Origin of the sequence: Paenibacillus sp. y28 (genome assembly GCF_037137075.1) — a bacterium.
GTDB lineage: Bacteria > Bacillota > Bacilli > Paenibacillales > NBRC-103111 > JBBBNV01.
The window spans coordinates 116755-136396 of the sequence record NZ_JBBBNV010000012.1; the positions used below are offsets into that span (position 1 = coordinate 116755).

Sequence of the window (19642 nt, forward strand, 5' to 3'; positions counted from 1 at the left end):
GATGAACGTATTGGATAAAATGAACGAAACTGTGAAAAAAGCGGTACAGGAAGCGGTAATCGGGGCGGGCATCGTCCAGGAAGCAGACTTGCCGGTTATTGCGCTGGAGGTTCCGAAGGATAAGTCGCACGGCGACTTGTCTACGAATATCGCGATGCAGCTGACACGCATCGCCAAGGCGAATCCGCGCCAGCTGGCGGAGCGGATTATTGCCGGACTTGATCAGGCGGGCGCGCATATCGCACGCGCAGAAATAGCGGGTCCTGGCTTTATTAACTTTTTTATGGACAAGAGCTATCTGCACGAGGTCGTTCATGAAGTGCTGTCTCAGCAGGACAGCTATGGCCGCCTGACGCTCGGCGGAGGAAAGAAAATCCAGGTGGAATTTGTCAGCGCCAACCCGACGGGAAGCCTGCATCTGGGCCACGCTCGCGGAGCGGCGGTAGGGGATGCGCTTTGTAATGTGCTTGATTTTGCGGGCTATGACGTGACCCGTGAATACTATATTAATGACGCCGGCAACCAGGTCAACAATTTGGCCATATCCATCGAGGCCAGGTATCTGCAGGCGCTGGGCCAGGACGCCCAGATGCCGGAGGACGGCTATTACGGCGAGGACATTATCGGATTCGCCAAGGAGCTGGCCGAGGAGCAAGGAGAGAAGCTGCTGGAGCTTTCCCGCGAGGAACGGCTCTCCTTTTGCCGCGAGTACGGTCTGAAGAAGGAGCTTGCCAAGCTGCAGCGCGACCTGGAACGGTTCCGCGTCCGTTTTGACAGCTGGTTCAGCGAAACCTCCTTGTACACCGAGGGGCAGATCCAGCCGGTGCTGGAGGAGCTGCGCGCCAACGGCCATGTGTATGATGAGGATGGGGCGACATGGCTTCGCACCACACCGCTGGGCGACGACAAGGATCGGGTGCTCATCAAGAACGACGGAAGCTTCACTTATTTAACCCCGGATATTGCTTACCACCGCAACAAATATGCCCGTGGATATGATCAGATGATTAATATTTGGGGAGCGGACCATCACGGCTACATCCCAAGGGTTAAAGCGGCGATGGAGGCCTTGAATCTGGACCCGGGGAAGCTGACGGTGCTGATTGCCCAAATGGTAAGCTTGTACCAGAACGGGGAAAAGGTCAAAATGTCCAAGCGGACCGGCAAGGCGGTCACGATGGAGGATTTGATGGACGAGGTCGGCGTCGATGCCATTCGTTATTTCTTTACGATGCGGAGCACGGACTCGCATCTTGACTTTGATATGGATCTTGCTATCTCGACCTCCAATGAGAACCCGGTTTTTTATGTACAGTATGCCCATGCGAGAATTTGCAGTATTTTTCGCCAGGCGGAGGAGCAAAACGTCGCGGTGCTGCCGCTTGAACAGGTGGATCTGTCGGTGCTCCGATCGGAAGCAGAATTCGATTTGCTGCGCAAGCTGGGCGATCTCCCGCAGGAAATCGCCGACGCGGCGGCACAATATGCGCCGCACCGGCTGATTCGCTACGTGTACGAGCTGGCGAGCCAATTCCACAGCTACTACAAAGCGGAACGCGTCATTACCGACGATGAGGTCCAGACACAGGCGCGTTTTGCCCTGCTGGCTTCGGTGCGCATTGTCATCCGCAATGTACTGCGCATTGTTGGGGTAGAAGCGCCGGAACGCATGTAGGCTAAGTCCTTCGTCTCTATCGGGAGAGCCTCCCGCTTCTATTATGGCGAGGGTACTGTCCAGACCGGAATATGAAGCGGTGAAGTGTGGCTGGATGGCATCGCGGCCGTCCGATCGGCCGGACTACCGCGAGATGCCCTTCAAAAAGCGAATGGCCTTCATGGCATTAACTTCTCCCCCATAGACGGGAGCCGCTCCCTTGAGCGAGCCTGCCGCTGACTTGAGAATGGTTTTAATCTCAGTCGGCCGCAGGCTCGGCTTCATTTCCAGGAGTAAGGCAATAACTCCGCTTACATGAGAGGTCGCCATGGAGGTACCGCTTAGCTCATTGTATTTGCCAAACAGCCAGGTAGACGAAATGTTATCTCCAGGGGCATAAATATCGATGAATTGTCCGCGATTGCTGAAGGCGGCGATTTTGCTGGCTTTGTTGATCGCCCCGACGGAGATGGTTTGAGGGAAGCGCGCGGGGAAATCCACCCATTTCCGTTTGCCGTCATTGCCGGATGAGGCGACCACGACGATGCCGGCTTGAACGGCGCGCCGGACCGCCTCGTGCAGTGCCCGGCTGTTTTTTTTCATGCCGAAGCTCATATTGATAATGTCCATCTGATTGCGTACGCACCAGTCGATACCGGCGATAATGTCCGATACATACGCGGTTCCCTGGTGATCAAAGGTTTTGACCGGGTGAATGATCGCGTCCGGCGCCACGCCGGTCATGCCCTGGTGTCCGCCGGAGGCGGCAATGGTACCGGCGATATGGGTGCCATGTCCATTATCATCATAGGGCAGCATACTGCGATGAATGACATTAATGCCCTTAGAGACGGCATGGCGGAGATCCGGATGAAAAAAGTCCACGCCCGTGTCGATGACACCGATATGCACATTGCGCCCGGTGGCTTTCTCCCACAGCTTGGGTGCCTGGATATGGCGGATTCCCCAGGGGACGGCCTCTTTCCGTCTCCGGTAGGGTGTGCCCTGCCGGATGGCGAGTGCAGGCGGGAAGTGAACATGCGCCGTCTCATCGGCTTCCACTCTAAGCGAATGGGGGATGCAAGGCAGCTGCTGCTTCGGCAGACTGCAGCTGAAGGCATGGATAAGGGGCAGCGGATGAATGGCGGCCAGACCCGGCAGCGTGGTTTGGAGAGACTGCCACTCATGCAGGCAAGCGGTGAACTCGCGTTCGTTCGGGAAACGAATGAAATGCTTGGCGGCCGCATGTTGGGGACTGCGGAGCTCCTCGTGCAGCTTATGGAGAAAGATCGAATAATCCAAACCAACCGCCCTCCCACAGCCAGGTTAGGGATATATCGATGTAGTTTATGTGCTGGCGGGGCAGCCTGATTGGGTAGCCGATTGGATTCGGCGAATTGGGCCCTGCAGGCGGTAGCGGCCGGGTGATCCGCTTCATATGATACATAGAGAGCTTCTATGCAGAGGGGCTTTCACAGCAGGCGGGCGTGAATGGCCGTTCACCGCCCGGTCGGGCCGGAATTGTTTGCAGGCCGGTTCGGCGGCTAGGATACAGTCAGCAGGCGGGGGCAGTAATGGCCTCCGTCTGCTTTATTTTGCTTTTCAGGAGCCTCGTTCCCGTTTGCACTTTTCCGCTAAAGCGGCTGACATAACCGGGCGTATCAACAGGCGCGCCCCGTATCGGGACAGAAGTTAAAACCAAGAAGCAGGATAAGGGATAAGCTGCAGGCCGGACAGTTGCATTTTTCCATAAAATAAGGTTTACTTAATGTGATAGTCGGCCATTCTTGTGAAGATGGGCTGTAAACCGTGAGGAAGGAAGTGTCTTGATGAGTCAATATACGCTCAAATTCACCGATGAGCAGGCGCGCGAAATGCCGATGGTGGATTTGGCCTTTGAAATTTTGAAATCAGCCAACACCACGTTCTATTATCGGGATCTGATGGCGGAAATCGCCAAAATTAAAGGCCTCTCCGATGATCAAATTATGCAGGTGATTGCGCAGCTGTATACAGAAATCAATATCGATGGCCGTTTTGCTTGTGTCGGCAGCAATCTGTGGGGCTTGAAGCGCTGGTACCCTGTAGAGAAATCGAACGACGACAGCATGGGCAGCGGCGCACGTCCGCGCATTATCAATGACGATGATGATGACGAGGACTACTACACCGAAGAAGAAGGCACATACGGCGAAGAAGAATATGTCGCGCTGGATGCTGAGCCTAGTCAGTTCGACTCCGAGGAAGAGGACGACGAGTTCTACGAAGAAGAGATTGACGAAATCGATGAGGAAATCGAGGACGCCGAAATCGACGAGGTGGACGAGGAACTGGGCGAAGAGCTGGATGAGGCTGACGACGAGTACGATGACGAAGAAGCGGACGATCTGGACGGAGACGAAGACGACAAGTAAGGCCGCCGATAAGGCCGCGTGTGGGGGATTGCTGCCTGAGCGGGCCGGTACCCGGACATACGATGGCCTGGTTAACGGTCAAGCCGCGTATCCGGTTCAGAAACCGAGCCAAGCAGTCTTGACATGGTAGAGTCCGCAGAGTAAACTATTTCGTGGGCTGCAGATTTACAAACAAACGATATGATGTCAAATCCACAAAGTGCCCCCCACTTATGGGGTGTCACTTTTTATTTTTTTGTAAATATTATTTTCAAGCAGCAACACGATCGATGACAGGTTCAGGGGGTAAGCAGTGTGACAAAATATATTTTTGTAACGGGCGGCGTGGTTTCTTCTCTCGGCAAGGGGATTACGGCGGCGTCTCTGGGCAGATTGTTAAAGAACAGAGGGTTGAAGGTAACGATTCAGAAGTTTGATCCGTACATCAACGTGGACCCGGGCACCATGAGCCCGTACCAGCACGGGGAGGTCTTTGTTACCGACGACGGAGCTGAAACGGATCTTGACCTCGGCCACTACGAGCGCTTTATTGATATTAACCTCAGCAAGAACAGCAACGTCACTACAGGCAAAATTTACTCCTCTGTCATCACCAAGGAACGCCGCGGCGAATACTTGGGCGGCACAGTGCAAGTCATTCCGCACATTACCAACGAAATTAAAGACCGTGTCTTCCGCGCAGGCCGTGAAACACAATCCGACGTCGTCATTACCGAGATTGGCGGAACTGTGGGCGATATCGAAAGCTTGCCGTACCTGGAAGCGATTCGCCAAATCAAAAGCGACATCGGCCGCGAGAACGTCATGTATATTCATGTGACGCTGATTCCTTATATTAAAGCTGCGGGCGAAGTGAAGACGAAGCCGACCCAGCACAGTGTAAAAGAGCTGCGCGGACTCGGGATTCAGCCGCATGTGATCGTTTGCCGCACAGAGCATCCGCTGACGGAAGACATGAAGCGGAAGCTGGCCTTGTTCTGCGATATTGATCCGGAAGCCGTGATTGAGAACTGCGATGCCGAAACGCTGTACGAAGTGCCGATGATGCTGCGCGATCAGGGGCTGGATGATTTCGTTTGCCGTCACTTGGGACTGAAGGGCTCCAAGGAAGTGCCGGATATGACGGAATGGCAGGCTATGGTCGAGCGCGTCAAAAACCTGAAGGGCCGCACTGAAATTGCCATCGTCGGCAAATACGTAGCGCTGCACGATGCCTATCTTAGTATCGTAGAGGCGCTTGGCCACGCCGGAATCGACAGCAACACCGAGGTTGCGATCCGCTGGGTCAACGCGGAAGAGATTTATGATCACAATGTGAGCGAGCTGCTGGGCGGCGTACACGGGATTTTGGTGCCGGGCGGCTTCGGGGATCGCGGAATTGAAGGGAAAATTTCGGCGATTCGCTTTGCCCGCGAAAGCAATATTCCGTTCTTTGGCATTTGTCTAGGTATGCAGGTAGCCGTTATCGAGTTTGCCCGGAACGTGGTTGGACTGGCGGGGGCGAACAGCTCCGAGATTCAACCGACGACGCCGTTCCCGATTATCGACCTGCTGCCGGAGCAGAAGGATATCGAGGACCTGGGCGGCACGATGCGCCTTGGCTTGTATCCGTGCAAGGTGGCTGAAGGCAGCCTGGCTATGCGCTGCTATGAGGATGAGCTTGTTTATGAACGCCACCGCCACCGGTATGAATTCAACAACCAGTACCGGGAGCAAATTGAATCGGCCGGCCTGAAAATTTCGGGCACCTCCCCGGACGGGCGTCTGGTGGAAATGATTGAAATTCCGAACCATCCGTGGTTCCTGGCCGTACAGTTCCATCCGGAATTCACTTCCCGCCCGAACCGTCCGCAAGCATTGTTCAAGCACTTTGTGCGCGCGGCCTGCGAGCGCCGGGATCTGAACCAATAACAACGGGTACTGATGAAAAAGTATGCTCATGAAGCTTATCATGGCATACTTTTTCTTGTTTCAGGCGGTGCATCTGCCCGATTTTAAGATCGTATTCGGCCGAGGTCTGGCCAAACGGTCTGTTGTGCTTCCTGCCGGAGCTTGGAAATTTTCTGCTGGATGGGAAGGAAATAACTTCCTGATGTCGAATAGTTCCTAGGTACAAAACCGAGCGGTTCGTCATGAAGGAGGTTTTCGTCTTGAACAAGAAAAAAGTCCTGATCGTGGATGACCAGAATGGCATCCGTGTGCTGTTGATGGAGGTTTTCAGCAGTGAGGGGTACAACACCTTTCAAGCTTCGAACGGAAAAACAGCGCTGGAAATTGTCAAACGGGATGTGCCTGACCTGGTGCTACTGGACATGAAGATTCCTGGCATGGATGGCTTGGAAATTTTGAAACACATCAAAAGCATGAATCCGGACATCAAAGTCATCATGATGACCGCTTATGGCGAGCTGGATATGATTAAAGAAGCGACGGACATGGGCGCGCTAATGCATTTTACGAAGCCGTTTGACATTGACGAGCTGCGTCAGGCTGTCAATTTCCAGCTTCATCCCCGTACCTCAGGCCGCATGGTTGTCGGTTAACGGCATAGCGCCCGCAGCAGTGAGAAGATTCCTTTGCCGAAGGCGGAGGAATTTTTTTGCTTTATGGCGTGAGGATGAGATGAGGTGCGATGAGGGGGCGCGGCGTTCTTGCCGTTTGTTTTTCTTGGGGCCTCCCAGCCGAGCGGGCAGACTTTTGGATTGCATGGACTGCTCCATCGCGGCCCGGCTTTCGTTTCCTTTGGCATGACATCGACATCGCATTTGCCTTGGCTTGTTCGTAAAATGAGGCGACATGCGCTACAATAACAACAGAAGAAACAAACGTCCTGCATCAGGATCGTGTGAAAAAGGAGGTACATGAAGCTGCCGATGAATTTTCAAATATCACTGAATGTGCTGGCGACAACGGCAACGCTGCTGGGGGGAACGGCGGTGCTGCTGTTTCGGATTCGTTCCTCGAATCGGCCAATGACAGTCCCTAGAATTATTATGCCTCCGATCGGGATGTCGACCGGCTTTATTATGTTTGCTTCTCCTTTGGTGCACATCCCGTGGTCATGGGCCATCGCGGCCTTTTTGGCCGGGCTGCTGTTTTTTGCGTATCCGCTGATACGCACATCCCGGCTGGAGCGGAAGGACGGGCAGATTTATATGAAGCAGTCCAAAATGTTTATGCTCATTTTATTCGGCTTGCTTGTAATCCGGCTCGTATTGCATGACGTCGTGCAATCGCACGTCAGCATTCCGCAGACCGGGGCACTGTTTTTCCTGCTTGCTTTCGGAATGATCGGCCCGTGGCGCCTGGCGATGCTGCGCCAGTTTTTGAAGCTGAGGGGCCCCGTCAAGTAAGAGCGGCAGTTGAGGCTGCCCGAGCGCACATCCTGCGCGCCGCTTCCAGTGTTCGGTGTGGCGTAGCAGCATAATTTTGGCCCAATCGTCCCCCGATGCCGATAGCTGGATTAGCCCCGCAAGCGCATGGCATTATGGGGGATTTTGGCGGATTGACTCGTCCCAAATCGGGGCAAGTCCGGCTAACATTTGCAACAAGAATATGTTATAATAGGCCAGTATGAATTCCGGTTACATAAAACGGAACATTTTTGAATTCGGATTAGGAGGAAAAATCATGTCTTTACTCGTTTCCATGAACGAATTTTTGCCGAAAGCCAAACAAAACAAATATGCGGTCGGCCAGTTCAATATGAACAACCTGGAGTTTGCACAAGCCATTGTGGAAGCTGCAATTGAAGAGAAATCCCCATTCATTTTCGGTGTCAGCGAGGGCGCTCTTAAATACATGGGTATTGAGTTTACTGTTGCAATCGCAGAAGCGGCTGCAAAGAAATCCGGCCTGCCAATCGCACTGCACCTGGACCACGGCAGCAGCTTTGAAGTGGCTATGAAATGTATCCGCGCAGGCTTCAGCTCGGTTATGTTTGACGGTTCCCACTACGGCTTTGAAGAAAACGTTCGTCTGACCAAAGAAGTTGTTAAAGCTGCGCATGCAATGGGCGTTTCCGTTGAAGGCGAGCTGGGCACTATCGGTGGTGTTGAGGATGACATCAACGTGGACGAGGCTGAGGCATCCCTGGCTAAACCGGAAGAAGCGATCCGCTACTACGAGGAGACCGGCGTTGACTGTCTGGCTATTGCTGTAGGTACTGCACACGGTATGTACGCTGGTGAGCCGAATATCCGTTTTGACATTATCGAGAAGGTGGCCTCTGCAATTCCGGTACCGGTTGTATTGCACGGCGGCTCCGGCGTTCCGGACGAAATGATCCGCAAATCGATCGCAGCAGGCGTTGGCAAAATCAACGTAAACACTGAAAACCAAGTGGCTTGCACAGAAACGATCCGCCAAGTTCTGGCTAAAGACGCGAAGGTTTACGATCCTCGCAAATATTTGACCCCAGCTCGTACAGCAATGAAGGACGTTGTTCGTGCCAAAATTCAATTGTTCGGAAGCAGCAACCAAGCGTAATCGACATCTTTTTAGCTGCAAAACGAGGGGAAGGCATCACCGGTGTCTTCCCTCTTCATTAAAAAACGGCGTTGCTTCCAGCCATGGGAGTGATCTGCCGTCTTTTTCTTACCGTATCCTAATCACCTGCGTTCTTAATGACGATAAAGTATACGAATAGATGTAGTGAAACCGGGTTGTTATGTGTTAGTGAGGCAACCTTTTTTTTATGAATCAGACAGAATATATCATGAAGCTCCTGCTCACAGAGCTGATTCATCGTAAACGGATTTTCGTCTTGGGCAAAGCGGTACAGCCGTTATATGGGGCACGATTGGGGGAAAAAGTGGAATATGGAAAAACTGTTCATCGCCGGCGGTAAACCCCTACGCGGAACGGTGCAGATCAGCGGGGCTAAGAACAGTGCCGTCGCGGTTGTTCCTGCAGCTATTTTGGCTGAGACGACTGTGGTGTTGGACAATTTGCCTCAAATTAGCGATGTGGGCATTTTAACTGAGATTTTGACAGAGCTGGGCGCGACCGTAGAGCAGAATGCGGATCAGCTGGTTATTCATACAGAAGCAATGAAATCTAAGCCGATGCCGGACGGTAATGTGAAAAAACTGCGGGCATCGTATTATTTGATGGGCGCGCTGCTCGGGAAATTCGGGGAAGCGACCATCGGGTTGCCGGGAGGCTGTAATTTCGAGCCACGGCCGATTGACCAGCATATCAAGGGCTTTGAAGCACTTGGTGCGGAAGTGAAAAATGAGCATGGGGCAATTCATATTCGGGCCAAAGAGCTGCGCGGAGCCAAGATTTATCTGGATGTTGTCAGCGTTGGCGCGACCATTAACATTATGCTGGCGGCAACCAAAGCCAAAGGCGTCACTCTTATTGAAAATGCGGCCAAAGAGCCTGAAATTATAGATGTTGCAACACTGCTTAACGCCATGGGCGCCAAAATAAAAGGCGCCGGCACAGAAACGATTCGGATCGAGGGCGTCAGCTCGCTGCAGGGCTGTCGGCATACGGTCATTCCCGATCGGATTCAAGCAGGAACGTATATGATCGCCGCTGCGGCTACGCGCGGGGATGTGGTTGTGGATAATGTCATTCCGAAGCATCTGGAGGCGGTAACCGCCAAGCTTCAGGAAATGGGTGTCCACATTTATGAGATGGATGAATCGATTCGTGTTGTCGGACAGCCGGAATACCAAAGTGTCGACGTCAAGGCGCTGGTGTATCCGGGCTTTGCCACAGATCTGCAATCACCGATGACGACGCTTATGACACAGGCCAAGGGTGTCAGCATACTGACGGATTACGTATACAATAACCGGTTTCAGCATATTCCGGAGCTGGCCCGAATGGGGGCCAAGATCAAGGTGGAAGGACGCTCTGCCGTGATTGAAGGGTCTCCGCTTAAGGCTGCGAAGGTGAAGGCAGCGGATCTGCGTGCGGGCGCGGCTTTATTTATCGCCGGGCTGTGCTGTTCTTCGGATATGGTCACGGAGCTGACCGGAGTAGAATATATTGACCGGGGCTATGAGAATCTGGTAACCAATTTGCGCAATCTGGGTGCGGATATCTGGAGACAATCCAATTAAATCTAGTGGTTAAAATGTAATATTTTTGGTAATAAATAGAACTTATATAAGTCCTATTATAATGTGATAGTGTGGTGGATACGGAATTATGGATATGCAACTAGCGGAGCTGGAAGCTCTAAAGCTCACCGAACTGTACAAATTGGCCAAAAGCCACCAAATCCCGTCTTACGGGCAATTAAAGAAAAAGGAACTTGTTTTTGCTATTTTACGCGCACAAGCGGAGAAAAGCGGACTCATGTTTATGCAGGGTGTTCTCGACATTTTGCAGGAAGGCTACGGATTCCTCCGGCCGATCAATTACTTGCCAAGCTCGGAGGATATCTATATCTCCCAATCCCAGATTCGCAAGTTCGACCTGCGCTCGGGAGATCTGGTTTCGGGCAAATGCCGTCCGCCGAAAGAAAATGAAAGATATTTCGGTCTTTTGCAGGTAGAGGCTGTAAATGGCGAGAGACCGGAAACAGCAGCAGAGCGTTTGCATTTCCCTGCATTAACCCCTCTCTATCCGCAAAAGAAAATCGTGCTGGAGACCACCCCGACCGAACTTTCTACACGGCTGATGGACTTGCTCTCCCCGGTTGGACTCGGCCAGCGGGGACTCATCGTAGCGCCGCCCAAAGCAGGAAAGACGCTTCTGCTCAAGCAAATAGCCAACAGCATTTCGACCAATTATCCGGATATCGAGCTGTTTGTGCTGCTTATTGATGAGCGGCCGGAGGAAGTGACGGACATGCAGCGCTCGGTCAAAGGAGAGGTTGTGGCTTCGACCTTCGACGAGCTGCCGGAGAACCACATTAAAGTGGCCGAGCTGGTGCTTGAGCGCGCGCAGCGTATGGTTGAGCACAAGAAGGACGTCGTAATTTTGCTTGACAGCATCACCCGGCTGGCGCGGGCCTATAACTTGGTGATACCGCCATCCGGACGTACCTTGTCCGGGGGGATTGATCCGGGTGCATTCCACCGCCCGAAGCGCTTTTTCGGGGCTGCCCGCAACATTGAGGAAGGCGGCAGCTTGACGATTCTGGCTACGGCTCTGGTGGAGACCGGCTCCCGGATGGATGATGTGATTTATGAAGAATTCAAAGGAACGGGCAACCTGGAGCTGCATTTGGACCGGAAGCTGGCGGAGCGCCGTGTGTTCCCGGCCATCGATATTCGCCGTTCCGGCACGCGTCGTGAGGAAATGCTGCTGACAAAAGAAGAGCTGGATAAAATATGGACCATTCGTAAAAATATGCAGGATTCGCATGAATACACCGAGGGCTTCCTGAAGAAATTTGCCGAGTCGAAGACAAACAGCGAGTTTTTGGAAACGCTGGAGTCTAGGCCCGCTGCGGGTAAACGCGTGAAGAACTCGGCATCCTGATCCGTAATTTATGAAATAGAGGTACTTGTTCATGTATTTGGTTTATGCGGACAAACAAGGCCAGGTGTTCGATCACCCCGAGGTGATCGCATTGGGCCGAAACGGCGATATCATCACCGAAATTATGGAGGACGAGCTGATTCCTCTTCCGGAAGGGGCAACCTTGGTCGGCTTGCCGCATACGCGGCCCATCGGGATGGACCCGCAGACCGGGGAGATGCTCCCGCTGGATAGCGAGCTGCAGGCTGTCGGCGCGCTGCTGCCGCAGGGCTATACACGTCTTCTGCTTCCTGGCTACTTAAAGACGGACAAAACCCAGAAATTCCCCTTGTTCGGGTACACGGCAGTCGTCTGGAAGGACGGCGACTTTCATGTAGCTGCCCGGATGAGCGATGATCCGGAGCGCTGGAATCCCCGCAACTGTGATGTGCCTACGCTGGAGGCGAAGGTGAGAGAGCTGAATGGCAAATATCCGGACAACCGCTTGTATCAGCATTTGACCAAGTGTGCGCTCGATTATGAATGCCTGACCGCGTCCAACACCTTCTTACAGCGGTGGGAGGGCGCAGTGCCGGTATCGTACTCCTGTAACGCCGGCTGCTTCGGCTGTATATCCGAGCAGCCTGACGACAGCGGATTCCCTGCGCCTCAGACCCGTATGAGCTTCCGGCCCAACGTGGATGAGGTTGTACAAATTATGCTGGAGCAGTTGAACAGCCCGGACAGCATTATCAGCTTCGGTCAAGGCTGTGAGGGCGAGCCTTCTACACAAGCGCCGATTATTATAGAGGCAATTAAACGGGTACGGGCGATTACCAAGACGGGGTACATTAATATAAATACCAATGCAGGATTAACCGACCATATCCGGGGCATTGTCGATGCCGGGCTTGATTTGATGCGGGTCAGCACAATTAGTGCGCTTGATGATCATTACAACGCGTATTACAAGCCGCGCGCCTACACGTTAAAAAATGTCGAGAAATCGCTGCGTTATGCTTCCGACAAGGGGGTATACACTTCCATCAACTACCTCGTATTCCCAGGTGTAACCGATCGGGAAGAGGAAATGGAAGCGATGATTGATTTTGCCCGCAGAACCGGTCTGCGTCTTATTCAGCTGCGGAATTTGAATATCGATCCGGAGAGCTACCTGGAGCTGATTCCGAAAGCCCGCGGCGAGGTGTACGGGATGAAGCAAATGATTGAGATATTGGAGGCGGAGCTGCCGGGCGTGCGGATCGGTTCTTACAGCCGACCGCCTGAAGGCTGGACATTAAAAGTGGAGCAGGCTAAATTACGGAAGTAATGGTTGCGTCCACTAGGTGTGCGTGCTATAATCGCCTTATGTGTCAATTACTCTGGACCGACAGACAGGACCAGGGCGGAAAGAGGTGAAGAAGAATGAAAGCTGATATTCATCCGAATTATAACCTGACGACAGTAACTTGCGCTTGCGGCAGCACGTTTGAAACAGGTTCGATTAAACAAAACCTGCGCGTGGAGATTTGCTCTGCTTGCCATCCACACTTTACTGGCAAACAGAAGTTTATCGATGCCGGTGGTCGCGTTGATAAATTTAAAAGAAAATATGGTATCTAATGACCGGTATAACCAAACCTCCCTTGTGCATCCTAAGTGCATGAGGGAGGTTGTTTTATATGAAAAGCTATCGTCTTACAGCCGCTTTGCTGGCCGCCTTCATTTGTTTAAGCGGGACGGCCTGCACTGCGCGGCAAAATGCCGAAGGCCCTGCCCAGGAAGGCTATCGGGAGGACGGCTTTAAAGGAATGTCGAATACCAATCCGAATTTGGCGACGAACCATTCGTATCACACATATCAGGAAGATGCCAATATGATTCGGCAGGGCGCGATGAAAGTGAATGGTGTTCAGGATGTGGCGGTGCGGATTGGAGCGGCAAAGGCAACAGTGACCGTTACTGTACCGGGTAATGTGAGCGATGCCGAGATAGAACGAATCCAGGCTGAAGTGCAGAAGTATGCCAGCTTTGAGATGCCGCGCTACCCGCTGGAAGTCCGGGTCAAGCGAAAATAACAAATTTCGGCGTTTACTCCAGTACCCTGCAGGTTGCACTTTGTCCGGGAATCGGCTATACTTAGTTTTGCCGTGCTAGATGGGGAGGTAGCGGTGCCCTGTAGCCTGCAATCCGCTGTAGCAGGGTTGAATTCCTGTTAGCGGTCTTGTGGATGTGGAGTCTGCCCTTTACACGTAGTGTTGACAGTCGGGTCCTTCGCAATGGGAACTCGTGAACCCGGTCAGGTCCGGAAGGAAGCAGCCGTAAGCGGGAACTCTCATGTGCCGAAGGGCGGCCTGGCCGAGCTGGCGATAAAGGTAACGTCTGGGTTACAATGACCAATAACAGGTGCACGGTATTACTTTTTTTGTATCAGATGAATGCGATTTTATACCAATAAACGCCAACACCGGCGGCTGAACGTTCTTGTTCAGCTGGCCGGTGTTTTTTTTCATTTGAGGAAATGATTAGGAGGAAAATCCAGACCAAACAGAGAATGTAAAAGGTATCATGCTTTCGAGAGGAATGAATGTATAGCGTATGCCCCATTCTACTCCGAATATAATTCGTATACCTCTGCCGATTTTAATGGTTATTATAGAGCGAGACCATACGGTTCCGGTTCTGCTGCTGAATGAACAGGAGCAGCTCATCAGCGCTAACCTCTGTTTTAAGCGGGCGGCCGGGATACCCCTGGACTCGGAGGAGAGCATCAAGGGGAAACCGTTGTCTGCGTTTATCCGGACCAGGCTCCCCCTTGCAGCATTGTATGAGCAATACCTGCAATCCATTCAATTTCCAACCCGCCTCCCGGTTCTCGAAATCGAAACTCAAAGCGGGCCGGTGAAAACCGGAGATTACGTGCTGCTTGCCGTTGATGTGGACGGCGAAGCCATGTGGGTGCTGGCGCTGAGCGAGCATATTGCCGCGGATGGCTTCAGCTTGCTCAGATTGTTTATGGGGACCTTGATGAGCGATATTAATTTGGGTGTGATGCTCATTAATAACGATTTCCGGCTCCTGGAGATTAGCGATATGGCCTGCCGCGTACTGGGCCTGGAACAGAGTGCTGTCATCGGGCAATCGATGGAGGATGTGTTCGCAGAAGTGCCCGAGCAGCACCGGCTTGTTCAGCGGACCATTCTGGATGGCGTGGTTATTAGGAATCATGCCGTTTCCTGGACGAACAATCAAGAGCGCTTTGAGCTGCTGATGGATTCCAACTTGTTGAAGGATTCGCTTGGGACCACGGTAGGGGCGTATATTATTTTTAAGGATGTAACGAATTTAAGATCATTGGAGCAGCAGGTTCAGCGCAGCGACCGGCTGGCGATGATAGGGCAAATTGCGGCAGGAACGGCGCACGAAATCAGGAATCCGCTTACATCGATAAAAGGCTTCATGCAGGTGCTCAAAACGACCTTCATTGAGAAGGGAATGACCAAGGAAGAAAGCTACACCGACATTATGCTGACCGAGATTGATCGGATTAACGAGCTGGTCAGCGAATTTTTGCTGCTAAGCAAACAGAAGGATGTCCATTTAGACAGTGTGGATGTGTCCACCGTTCTGCGGGACATGCTGCCCATTTTGAATAACGAAGCCATTTTGCACAATGTGATCATCCGGTACAACAAGGCGAAGGCGCTGCCTAAGGTGGTGGCGGATCGGGAAATGCTGAAGCAGGTATTTTTGAATATCGGCAAAAACGGAATTGAAGCGATGGTCGGCGGAGGCACGCTAACAATTACGGAACGGTATGAAGATGACGAGCAGCGGGTAAACATTGATATTCATGACAATGGACCGGGGATCCCGGCTTTTCTGGTCGATAAAATATTCGATCCGTTCTTTACAACGAAAGATGAAGGCACCGGACTCGGCTTGTCGATTTGCCAGCGCATTATTCACGATATTGGCGGCAATATCCGGGTTTCGTCGAAGGGCTACGGCACAACCTTCACCGTAAGTATCCCCTACCCTGCTTCTTCGCGTATATAGCTCGGCCGGTCAGGCCGTTGGCACCTCTCTCTGGTACTTGCGTTCAAAGGCTGAACGAGCTTATATTCCGAATGGAATAGCATACGGCGCTCCGGATGACTGAAGGCATGTACCTTTCATGGCATGATCAGAACCGTGTGTAGAAATTAGTCACAAAAATCCCCCCGTTTTTGGCGGAAGTTTCAGGTGTGGTGTGAAATCAGGCGCAGCTTATAGTATAATATAGGCAAACCGTACGGAAGTCTGGAGAACCCGACGATGAAAAAACATATAGCCATGTACAGAGCGTGGCGGCCGCAGACGTTTGCGGATGTGGTCGGCCAACAGCATATTGTACAGACGCTTCAGAATGCGCTTAAGGACGAGCGCCTGTCGCATGCTTATTTATTCAGCGGTCCCCGCGGCACCGGCAAGACGAGCGCTGCCAAAATATTGGCGAAAGCGGTCAATTGCGAACGCGGTCCGGCGGAGGAGCCGTGCAACGAGTGCTCTGCCTGCAAGCGAATTACAGAGGGCTCTCTCATTGATGTGGTAGAGATTGACGCCGCATCGAATAATGGCGTCGATGAAATCCGCGATTTGCGGGACCGGGTCAAATATGCCCCGACCGAAGCCAGGTATAAGGTGTATATCATAGATGAGGTTCACATGCTGACCACAGGAGCCTTTAATGCGCTGCTCAAGACGCTGGAAGAGCCGCCTGCCCATGTGATTTTCATCTTGGCTACAACGGAGCCTCACCGCCTGCCGGTAACAATTATTTCGCGCTGCCAGCGGTATGATTTCCGCCGGATTGCCCTGGAAGAGCAGCTGGAACGGCTCATTCTTATTTGCGCCGAGGAGAATATTGAGGCGGAGCGTCCGGCGCTCGAAGTGGTGGCGCGCCTGTCGGACGGCGGGATGAGGGACGCCCTCAGCTTGCTGGATCAGGTCGCCGCTTATGCCGGAAGCCGGATCGCGTATGAAGATGTGATGGCCATGACCGGCGGGCTGGGCATAGAACAGTTCCGCAGTCTGGCGACCGCGATCCTGCAGCGGGATGTGGCGTCGTCCCTGACGGTAATCGACATGCTTCTGCGGGAAGGCAAGAGCGCGGAGAAGTGCCTGGAGTATCTGATTACTTACTTCCGGGATCTGCTGATGATTCAAATTATGCCTGACGCTGCGCAGGTGGCCGACCGCCTGCTGGATGAGGCAAGCTTTCGGGAGCTCGCACAGTCCTTCGGGCGGGAGCAAATTTTTGCTGTGGTGGATGTGCTTAATCACTACCATGCCGAGATGAAATATTCGGCCCAGCCCAAAAGCTTGTTCGAGCTGGCTGTAATTAAGCTGTGCAGCTCCGGAGCGGGCGATAGCGGAGAGCGCCGCAGTCTGGAAGCTTCGGGTTCCGGGGCGGACAGCTCGGTCATCGCCGCATTGCAGAAGCAGGTGGCCCAGCTGGAACAAAAGCTGGCCCAGCTGATGCAGCAGGGGTTGCCGGCTTCCGCTGCGCCTTCTTCCGGCGGAACAGGCGGAGCCGCGGGCGCTTCACGGTCCGGACGTGCTTCCAGCGCGGCGGCCGGCGCCTCCTCCGGAGGAGGCAAACGGCTGCAGTTCAAGCCGGAGCCGTTTTTGCAGGGACAATCCGGGGAACGCTTCAAGCAGGTGCTGGCCAAGTGGGGGCAGGTGCTGGCTGAGGTCAAGAATCAGAAGATTACAGTGCATGCTTGGCTGATAGACGGCGAGCCGGTCTCTGCTTCGGACGATGCATTGCTGCTTTGCTTCAAAAGCTCTATGCACCGGGATAATACGGAGCGGCCTGCACACCGGGAAATTATCGAGCGTGCGCTGGCCCATGTGCTGGGCGAGCCGCTGCGGCTTGTAACAGTCATGAAGAAGGATTGGGACGAAGCTTTGTCGACCCCGCCATCCGCGCCCGAGGTGCTGCAGCTTGAACCGGAGCGGCAGACGGAGGGGGCCGCAGATACGAAAGAGCCTTGGATCAAAGAAGCGATTGAGCTTTTTGGGGAACAGCTGGTCGTTGTTAAGGATGAATAAAATTCCATGCAAATGCATGATGAGAGGATGAAGAAAACGATGAATAACATGCAGCAAATGATGAAGCAGGTCAAAAAAATGCAAGAGCAAATGCTTAAGGCGCAGGAAGAGCTCGCTACCAAAACAGTCGAAGGCTCCGCTGGCGGCGGTGTAGTTACTGTCGTGGTTAACGGACACCGCAAACTGGAGAGCATTACGATTAAACCGGAAGCAGTGGACCCGGACGATGTGGAAATGCTGCAGGATTTGGTTTTGTCCGCAGTTAATGACGCGATGACCAAAGCCGAGGAGCTGGCGAATAAGGATATGGGGCGCTTTACCGGCGGTATGAATATCCCGGGGCTGTTTTAACGATATCTAGATGGAAAAGAGGCTGTACCTTTGTTTTATCCTGAACCTATTGCAAAGCTGATAGATGCGTTCACCCGTTTGCCGGGCGTCGGTCCCAAAACCGCAGGCCGGCTGGCCTTTCACGTGCTGCGGATGAAGGAAGAGGACGTTCTCGACTTCGCCAAAGCGCTGGTGAATGTGAAGCGCAATCTACATTACTGCTCGGTGTGCTGCAATATAACCGATGTCGACCCGTGCCGGATTTGCCAGGATAAGAAACGGGATGCAGGTGTCATTTGTGTGGTGCAGGAACCCAAAGATTTGGTGGCTATGGAGCGTACCAGGGAGTTTCACGGCTATTATCATGTGCTGCAGGGCGCGATTTCCCCGATGGAGGGAATTGGGCCGGATGATATCCGGCTGGCCGAGCTGCTGCGCCGTCTTAGCGATGAGCGCGTCCAGGAGCTGATTTTAGCCACCAATCCAAACATTGAAGGGGAAGCGACAGCCGGTTACATTGCCCGCCTTGTGAGGCCCTTTGAGCTGAAAGTAACGCGAATTGCCCATGGGCTGCCGGTTGGCGGCGATTTGGAATATGCCGATGAGGTTACTTTATCCAAGGCGCTGGAGGGCCGCAGGGAGCTGTAGCTTGCGCTGCAATCCTTGTTGTTCACCTGCTCGTCAACGTACAAGAACGGAGCTTCGCGCCTGAGCGCGGGCTCTTTTTTATTTTGGCGTTCTAAAATTGCCCCTCTGTACTATATCTAATACTAGCAGCAGGCTAGCGATAGAGTATGAAGGGGGTATGCAAATGAACTGGCTCAGAATCGGTTTGGGACGAGGTCCGGTTGATCCGGCGTTAAAGGACAAGCAGAGGCTGGCTGAGGAAATTAAAGAGGCTCAGACAGACTGGGTTCATGCAAGGAAACGGCTCGACTATGTCGTGGAGGAGGACCAAATCGACTATGCCATTTATTTGCTGGAGGCTGCGGAGACAAGGTACAGTATGCTGCTCAAGCAGGCCAAGCGCATGCAGCTTAGCGTGTTGGATGAAGGAATAGAGCATGTTGTGCAGCACCGGGAGGAGTGGACGGGATGAGAACAGGCGGAGAGCGGGCTGGACATGCGCTCGAAATACACTCGGAGCAGGCTGTAGGCAATGGCGCAGGAACTGGAGCAGGCTTATGGAATGATGTATCCTCAGCAGGGGGGGTGCATACCTTTTGGCTAATCATGTTTGTTGCTTCTTCTCTTCTCCTGTTCATGTTTTTGTTCCGACGCAGGCTTGCGCTGCAATCGTTTGTCTCTTTTGGAATTCATCTGATTGTAGGCGCCATTGCGTTGTTTGCCGTTAATTTGCTTGAGCCGTATACACAGCTGTCTATTCCGCTGAATGAGGCCACTTTGGCGACCTCTGGGATACTCGGATTACCGGGGGTTTTACTGCTTGTGGCGCTGAAATTAACGATACTATAATTTTTTTTTCGAAAAAGGCTTGCAATAGTACAAGACCCTGTGTTATATTAATCAAGTCGCCGCTGAACGGTGACGAAAAACAGAAACACTTGTTCCTTGAAAACTGAACAACGAGCGTGCTTGAGCGAGAGTTATCTCGCAAACAAGTTTTGAAATGAATGAGCTAATCTAGCTTAACAATAAGCCCTGTGAAGGGCACTTTATTGGAGAGTTTGATCCTGGCTCAGGACGAACGCTGGCGGCGTGC

Annotated in this window: 18 protein-coding genes and 1 other RNA gene; 18 read left to right on the plus strand and 1 reads right to left on the minus strand. The window is 52.9% G+C overall.

Translation table 11 applies throughout. From position 1 onward, the window contains the following. Position 1 precedes the first annotated feature (1 nt). A complete protein-coding gene (argS, locus tag WBG83_RS12020; protein WP_336745280.1) occupies positions 2–1675 on the plus strand; it encodes an arginine--tRNA ligase in 1674 nt (557 codons plus the stop codon). Positions 1676–1798: 123 nt separating this feature from the next. On the opposite strand, the gene WBG83_RS12025 is transcribed toward argS, so the two are convergent. After that, positions 1799–2956, minus strand: a complete 1158-nt coding sequence (locus tag WBG83_RS12025; protein ID WP_336745282.1) for a S8 family peptidase — start codon at positions 2954–2956, stop codon at positions 1799–1801. A 524-nt stretch (positions 2957–3480) separates the two neighbouring features. Here WBG83_RS12025 and rpoE point away from each other — a divergent pair. From rpoE to WBG83_RS12110, 17 genes are all read left to right on the plus strand, one after another. Next, the gene (gene rpoE, locus WBG83_RS12030) at positions 3481–4068 is read left to right on the plus strand and encodes a DNA-directed RNA polymerase subunit delta (protein ID WP_336745284.1); all 588 of its coding nucleotides are present in this window, start codon (positions 3481–3483) and stop codon (positions 4066–4068) included. 294 nt (positions 4069–4362) lie between these two features. After that, on the plus strand, positions 4363–5979 hold the full coding sequence (locus WBG83_RS12035; RefSeq protein WP_336745286.1) for a CTP synthase: 1617 nt from the start codon (positions 4363–4365) through the stop codon (positions 5977–5979). Positions 5980–6218: 239 nt separating this feature from the next. Continuing rightward, positions 6219–6611: a response regulator gene (locus WBG83_RS12040; protein WP_336745288.1), complete on the plus strand. Its 393-nt coding sequence runs from the start codon at positions 6219–6221 to the stop codon at positions 6609–6611. 318 nt (positions 6612–6929) lie between these two features. Continuing rightward, positions 6930–7421, plus strand: a complete 492-nt coding sequence (locus WBG83_RS12045) for a CcdC family protein (protein ID WP_336745290.1) — start codon at positions 6930–6932, stop codon at positions 7419–7421. A 277-nt stretch (positions 7422–7698) separates the two neighbouring features. Further along, positions 7699–8556, plus strand: a complete 858-nt coding sequence (gene fba, locus WBG83_RS12050) for a class II fructose-1,6-bisphosphate aldolase (protein WP_336745292.1) — start codon at positions 7699–7701, stop codon at positions 8554–8556. Positions 8557–8888: 332 nt separating this feature from the next. Next, complete coding sequence (locus WBG83_RS12055; protein ID WP_336745294.1) at positions 8889–10145, plus strand: UDP-N-acetylglucosamine 1-carboxyvinyltransferase; 1257 nt, start codon at positions 8889–8891, stop codon at positions 10143–10145. An 88-nt stretch (positions 10146–10233) separates the two neighbouring features. After that, positions 10234–11514 carry a transcription termination factor Rho gene (rho, locus tag WBG83_RS12060; protein WP_336745296.1) on the plus strand — a complete coding sequence of 427 codons (1281 nt, stop codon included), beginning with the start codon at positions 10234–10236 and terminating at the stop codon, positions 11512–11514. A 31-nt stretch (positions 11515–11545) separates the two neighbouring features. Beyond that, the gene (locus WBG83_RS12065) at positions 11546–12823 is read left to right on the plus strand and encodes a radical SAM protein (protein WP_336745297.1); all 1278 of its coding nucleotides are present in this window, start codon (positions 11546–11548) and stop codon (positions 12821–12823) included. A gap of 95 nt (positions 12824–12918) precedes the next feature. After that, on the plus strand, positions 12919–13116 hold the full coding sequence (gene rpmE / locus WBG83_RS12070; protein ID WP_336745298.1) for a 50S ribosomal protein L31: 198 nt from the start codon (positions 12919–12921) through the stop codon (positions 13114–13116). A 59-nt stretch (positions 13117–13175) separates the two neighbouring features. Next, on the plus strand, positions 13176–13571 hold the full coding sequence (locus WBG83_RS12075; RefSeq protein WP_336745300.1) for a hypothetical protein: 396 nt from the start codon (positions 13176–13178) through the stop codon (positions 13569–13571). A gap of 70 nt (positions 13572–13641) precedes the next feature. Next, positions 13642–13907: signal recognition particle sRNA large type (gene ffs / locus WBG83_RS12080), an RNA gene on the plus strand. Between the two features lie 184 nt (positions 13908–14091). After that, positions 14092–15552, plus strand: a complete 1461-nt coding sequence (locus WBG83_RS12085) for an ATP-binding protein (protein WP_336745301.1) — start codon at positions 14092–14094, stop codon at positions 15550–15552. 258 nt (positions 15553–15810) lie between these two features. Beyond that, positions 15811–17589 carry a DNA polymerase III subunit gamma/tau gene (gene dnaX, locus WBG83_RS12090; protein WP_336745303.1) on the plus strand — a complete coding sequence of 593 codons (1779 nt, stop codon included), beginning with the start codon at positions 15811–15813 and terminating at the stop codon, positions 17587–17589. A 39-nt stretch (positions 17590–17628) separates the two neighbouring features. After that, positions 17629–17940: a YbaB/EbfC family nucleoid-associated protein gene (locus WBG83_RS12095; RefSeq protein ID WP_336745304.1), complete on the plus strand. Its 312-nt coding sequence runs from the start codon at positions 17629–17631 to the stop codon at positions 17938–17940. 30 nt (positions 17941–17970) lie between these two features. Further along, positions 17971–18567: a recombination mediator RecR gene (gene recR / locus WBG83_RS12100; protein ID WP_336745306.1), complete on the plus strand. Its 597-nt coding sequence runs from the start codon at positions 17971–17973 to the stop codon at positions 18565–18567. A 163-nt stretch (positions 18568–18730) separates the two neighbouring features. Beyond that, complete coding sequence (locus WBG83_RS12105; protein ID WP_336745307.1) at positions 18731–19018, plus strand: YaaL family protein; 288 nt, start codon at positions 18731–18733, stop codon at positions 19016–19018. Next, a complete protein-coding gene (locus WBG83_RS12110; protein ID WP_336745308.1) occupies positions 19015–19395 on the plus strand; it encodes a pro-sigmaK processing inhibitor BofA family protein in 381 nt (126 codons plus the stop codon). The genes WBG83_RS12105 and WBG83_RS12110 overlap by 4 nt, the downstream gene beginning before the upstream one ends. Positions 19396–19642: the final 247 nt, after the last annotated feature.

What these genes read in the sequence shown, in the direction of transcription:
- rho (WP_336745296.1), top strand. Translation starts at nt 10,234, where the DNA reads ATGGATATGCAACTAGCGGAGCTGGAAGCTCTAAAGCTCACCGAACTG.
- WBG83_RS12065 (WP_336745297.1), top strand. Translation starts at nt 11,546, where the DNA reads ATGTATTTGGTTTATGCGGACAAACAAGGCCAGGTGTTCGATCACCCC.
- WBG83_RS12095 (WP_336745304.1), top strand. Translation starts at nt 17,629, where the DNA reads ATGAATAACATGCAGCAAATGATGAAGCAGGTCAAAAAAATGCAAGAG.
- fba (WP_336745292.1), top strand. Translation starts at nt 7,699, where the DNA reads ATGTCTTTACTCGTTTCCATGAACGAATTTTTGCCGAAAGCCAAACAA.
- rpmE (WP_336745298.1), top strand. Translation starts at nt 12,919, where the DNA reads ATGAAAGCTGATATTCATCCGAATTATAACCTGACGACAGTAACTTGC.
- WBG83_RS12105 (WP_336745307.1), top strand. Translation starts at nt 18,731, where the DNA reads ATGAACTGGCTCAGAATCGGTTTGGGACGAGGTCCGGTTGATCCGGCG.
- WBG83_RS12110 (WP_336745308.1), top strand. Translation starts at nt 19,015, where the DNA reads ATGAGAACAGGCGGAGAGCGGGCTGGACATGCGCTCGAAATACACTCG.
- argS (WP_336745280.1), top strand. Translation starts at nt 2, where the DNA reads ATGAACGTATTGGATAAAATGAACGAAACTGTGAAAAAAGCGGTACAG.
- WBG83_RS12055 (WP_336745294.1), top strand. Translation starts at nt 8,889, where the DNA reads ATGGAAAAACTGTTCATCGCCGGCGGTAAACCCCTACGCGGAACGGTG.
- WBG83_RS12075 (WP_336745300.1), top strand. Translation starts at nt 13,176, where the DNA reads ATGAAAAGCTATCGTCTTACAGCCGCTTTGCTGGCCGCCTTCATTTGT.
- WBG83_RS12045 (WP_336745290.1), top strand. Translation starts at nt 6,930, where the DNA reads ATGAAGCTGCCGATGAATTTTCAAATATCACTGAATGTGCTGGCGACA.
- dnaX (WP_336745303.1), top strand. Translation starts at nt 15,811, where the DNA reads ATGAAAAAACATATAGCCATGTACAGAGCGTGGCGGCCGCAGACGTTT.
- WBG83_RS12085 (WP_336745301.1), top strand. Translation starts at nt 14,092, where the DNA reads ATGCCCCATTCTACTCCGAATATAATTCGTATACCTCTGCCGATTTTA.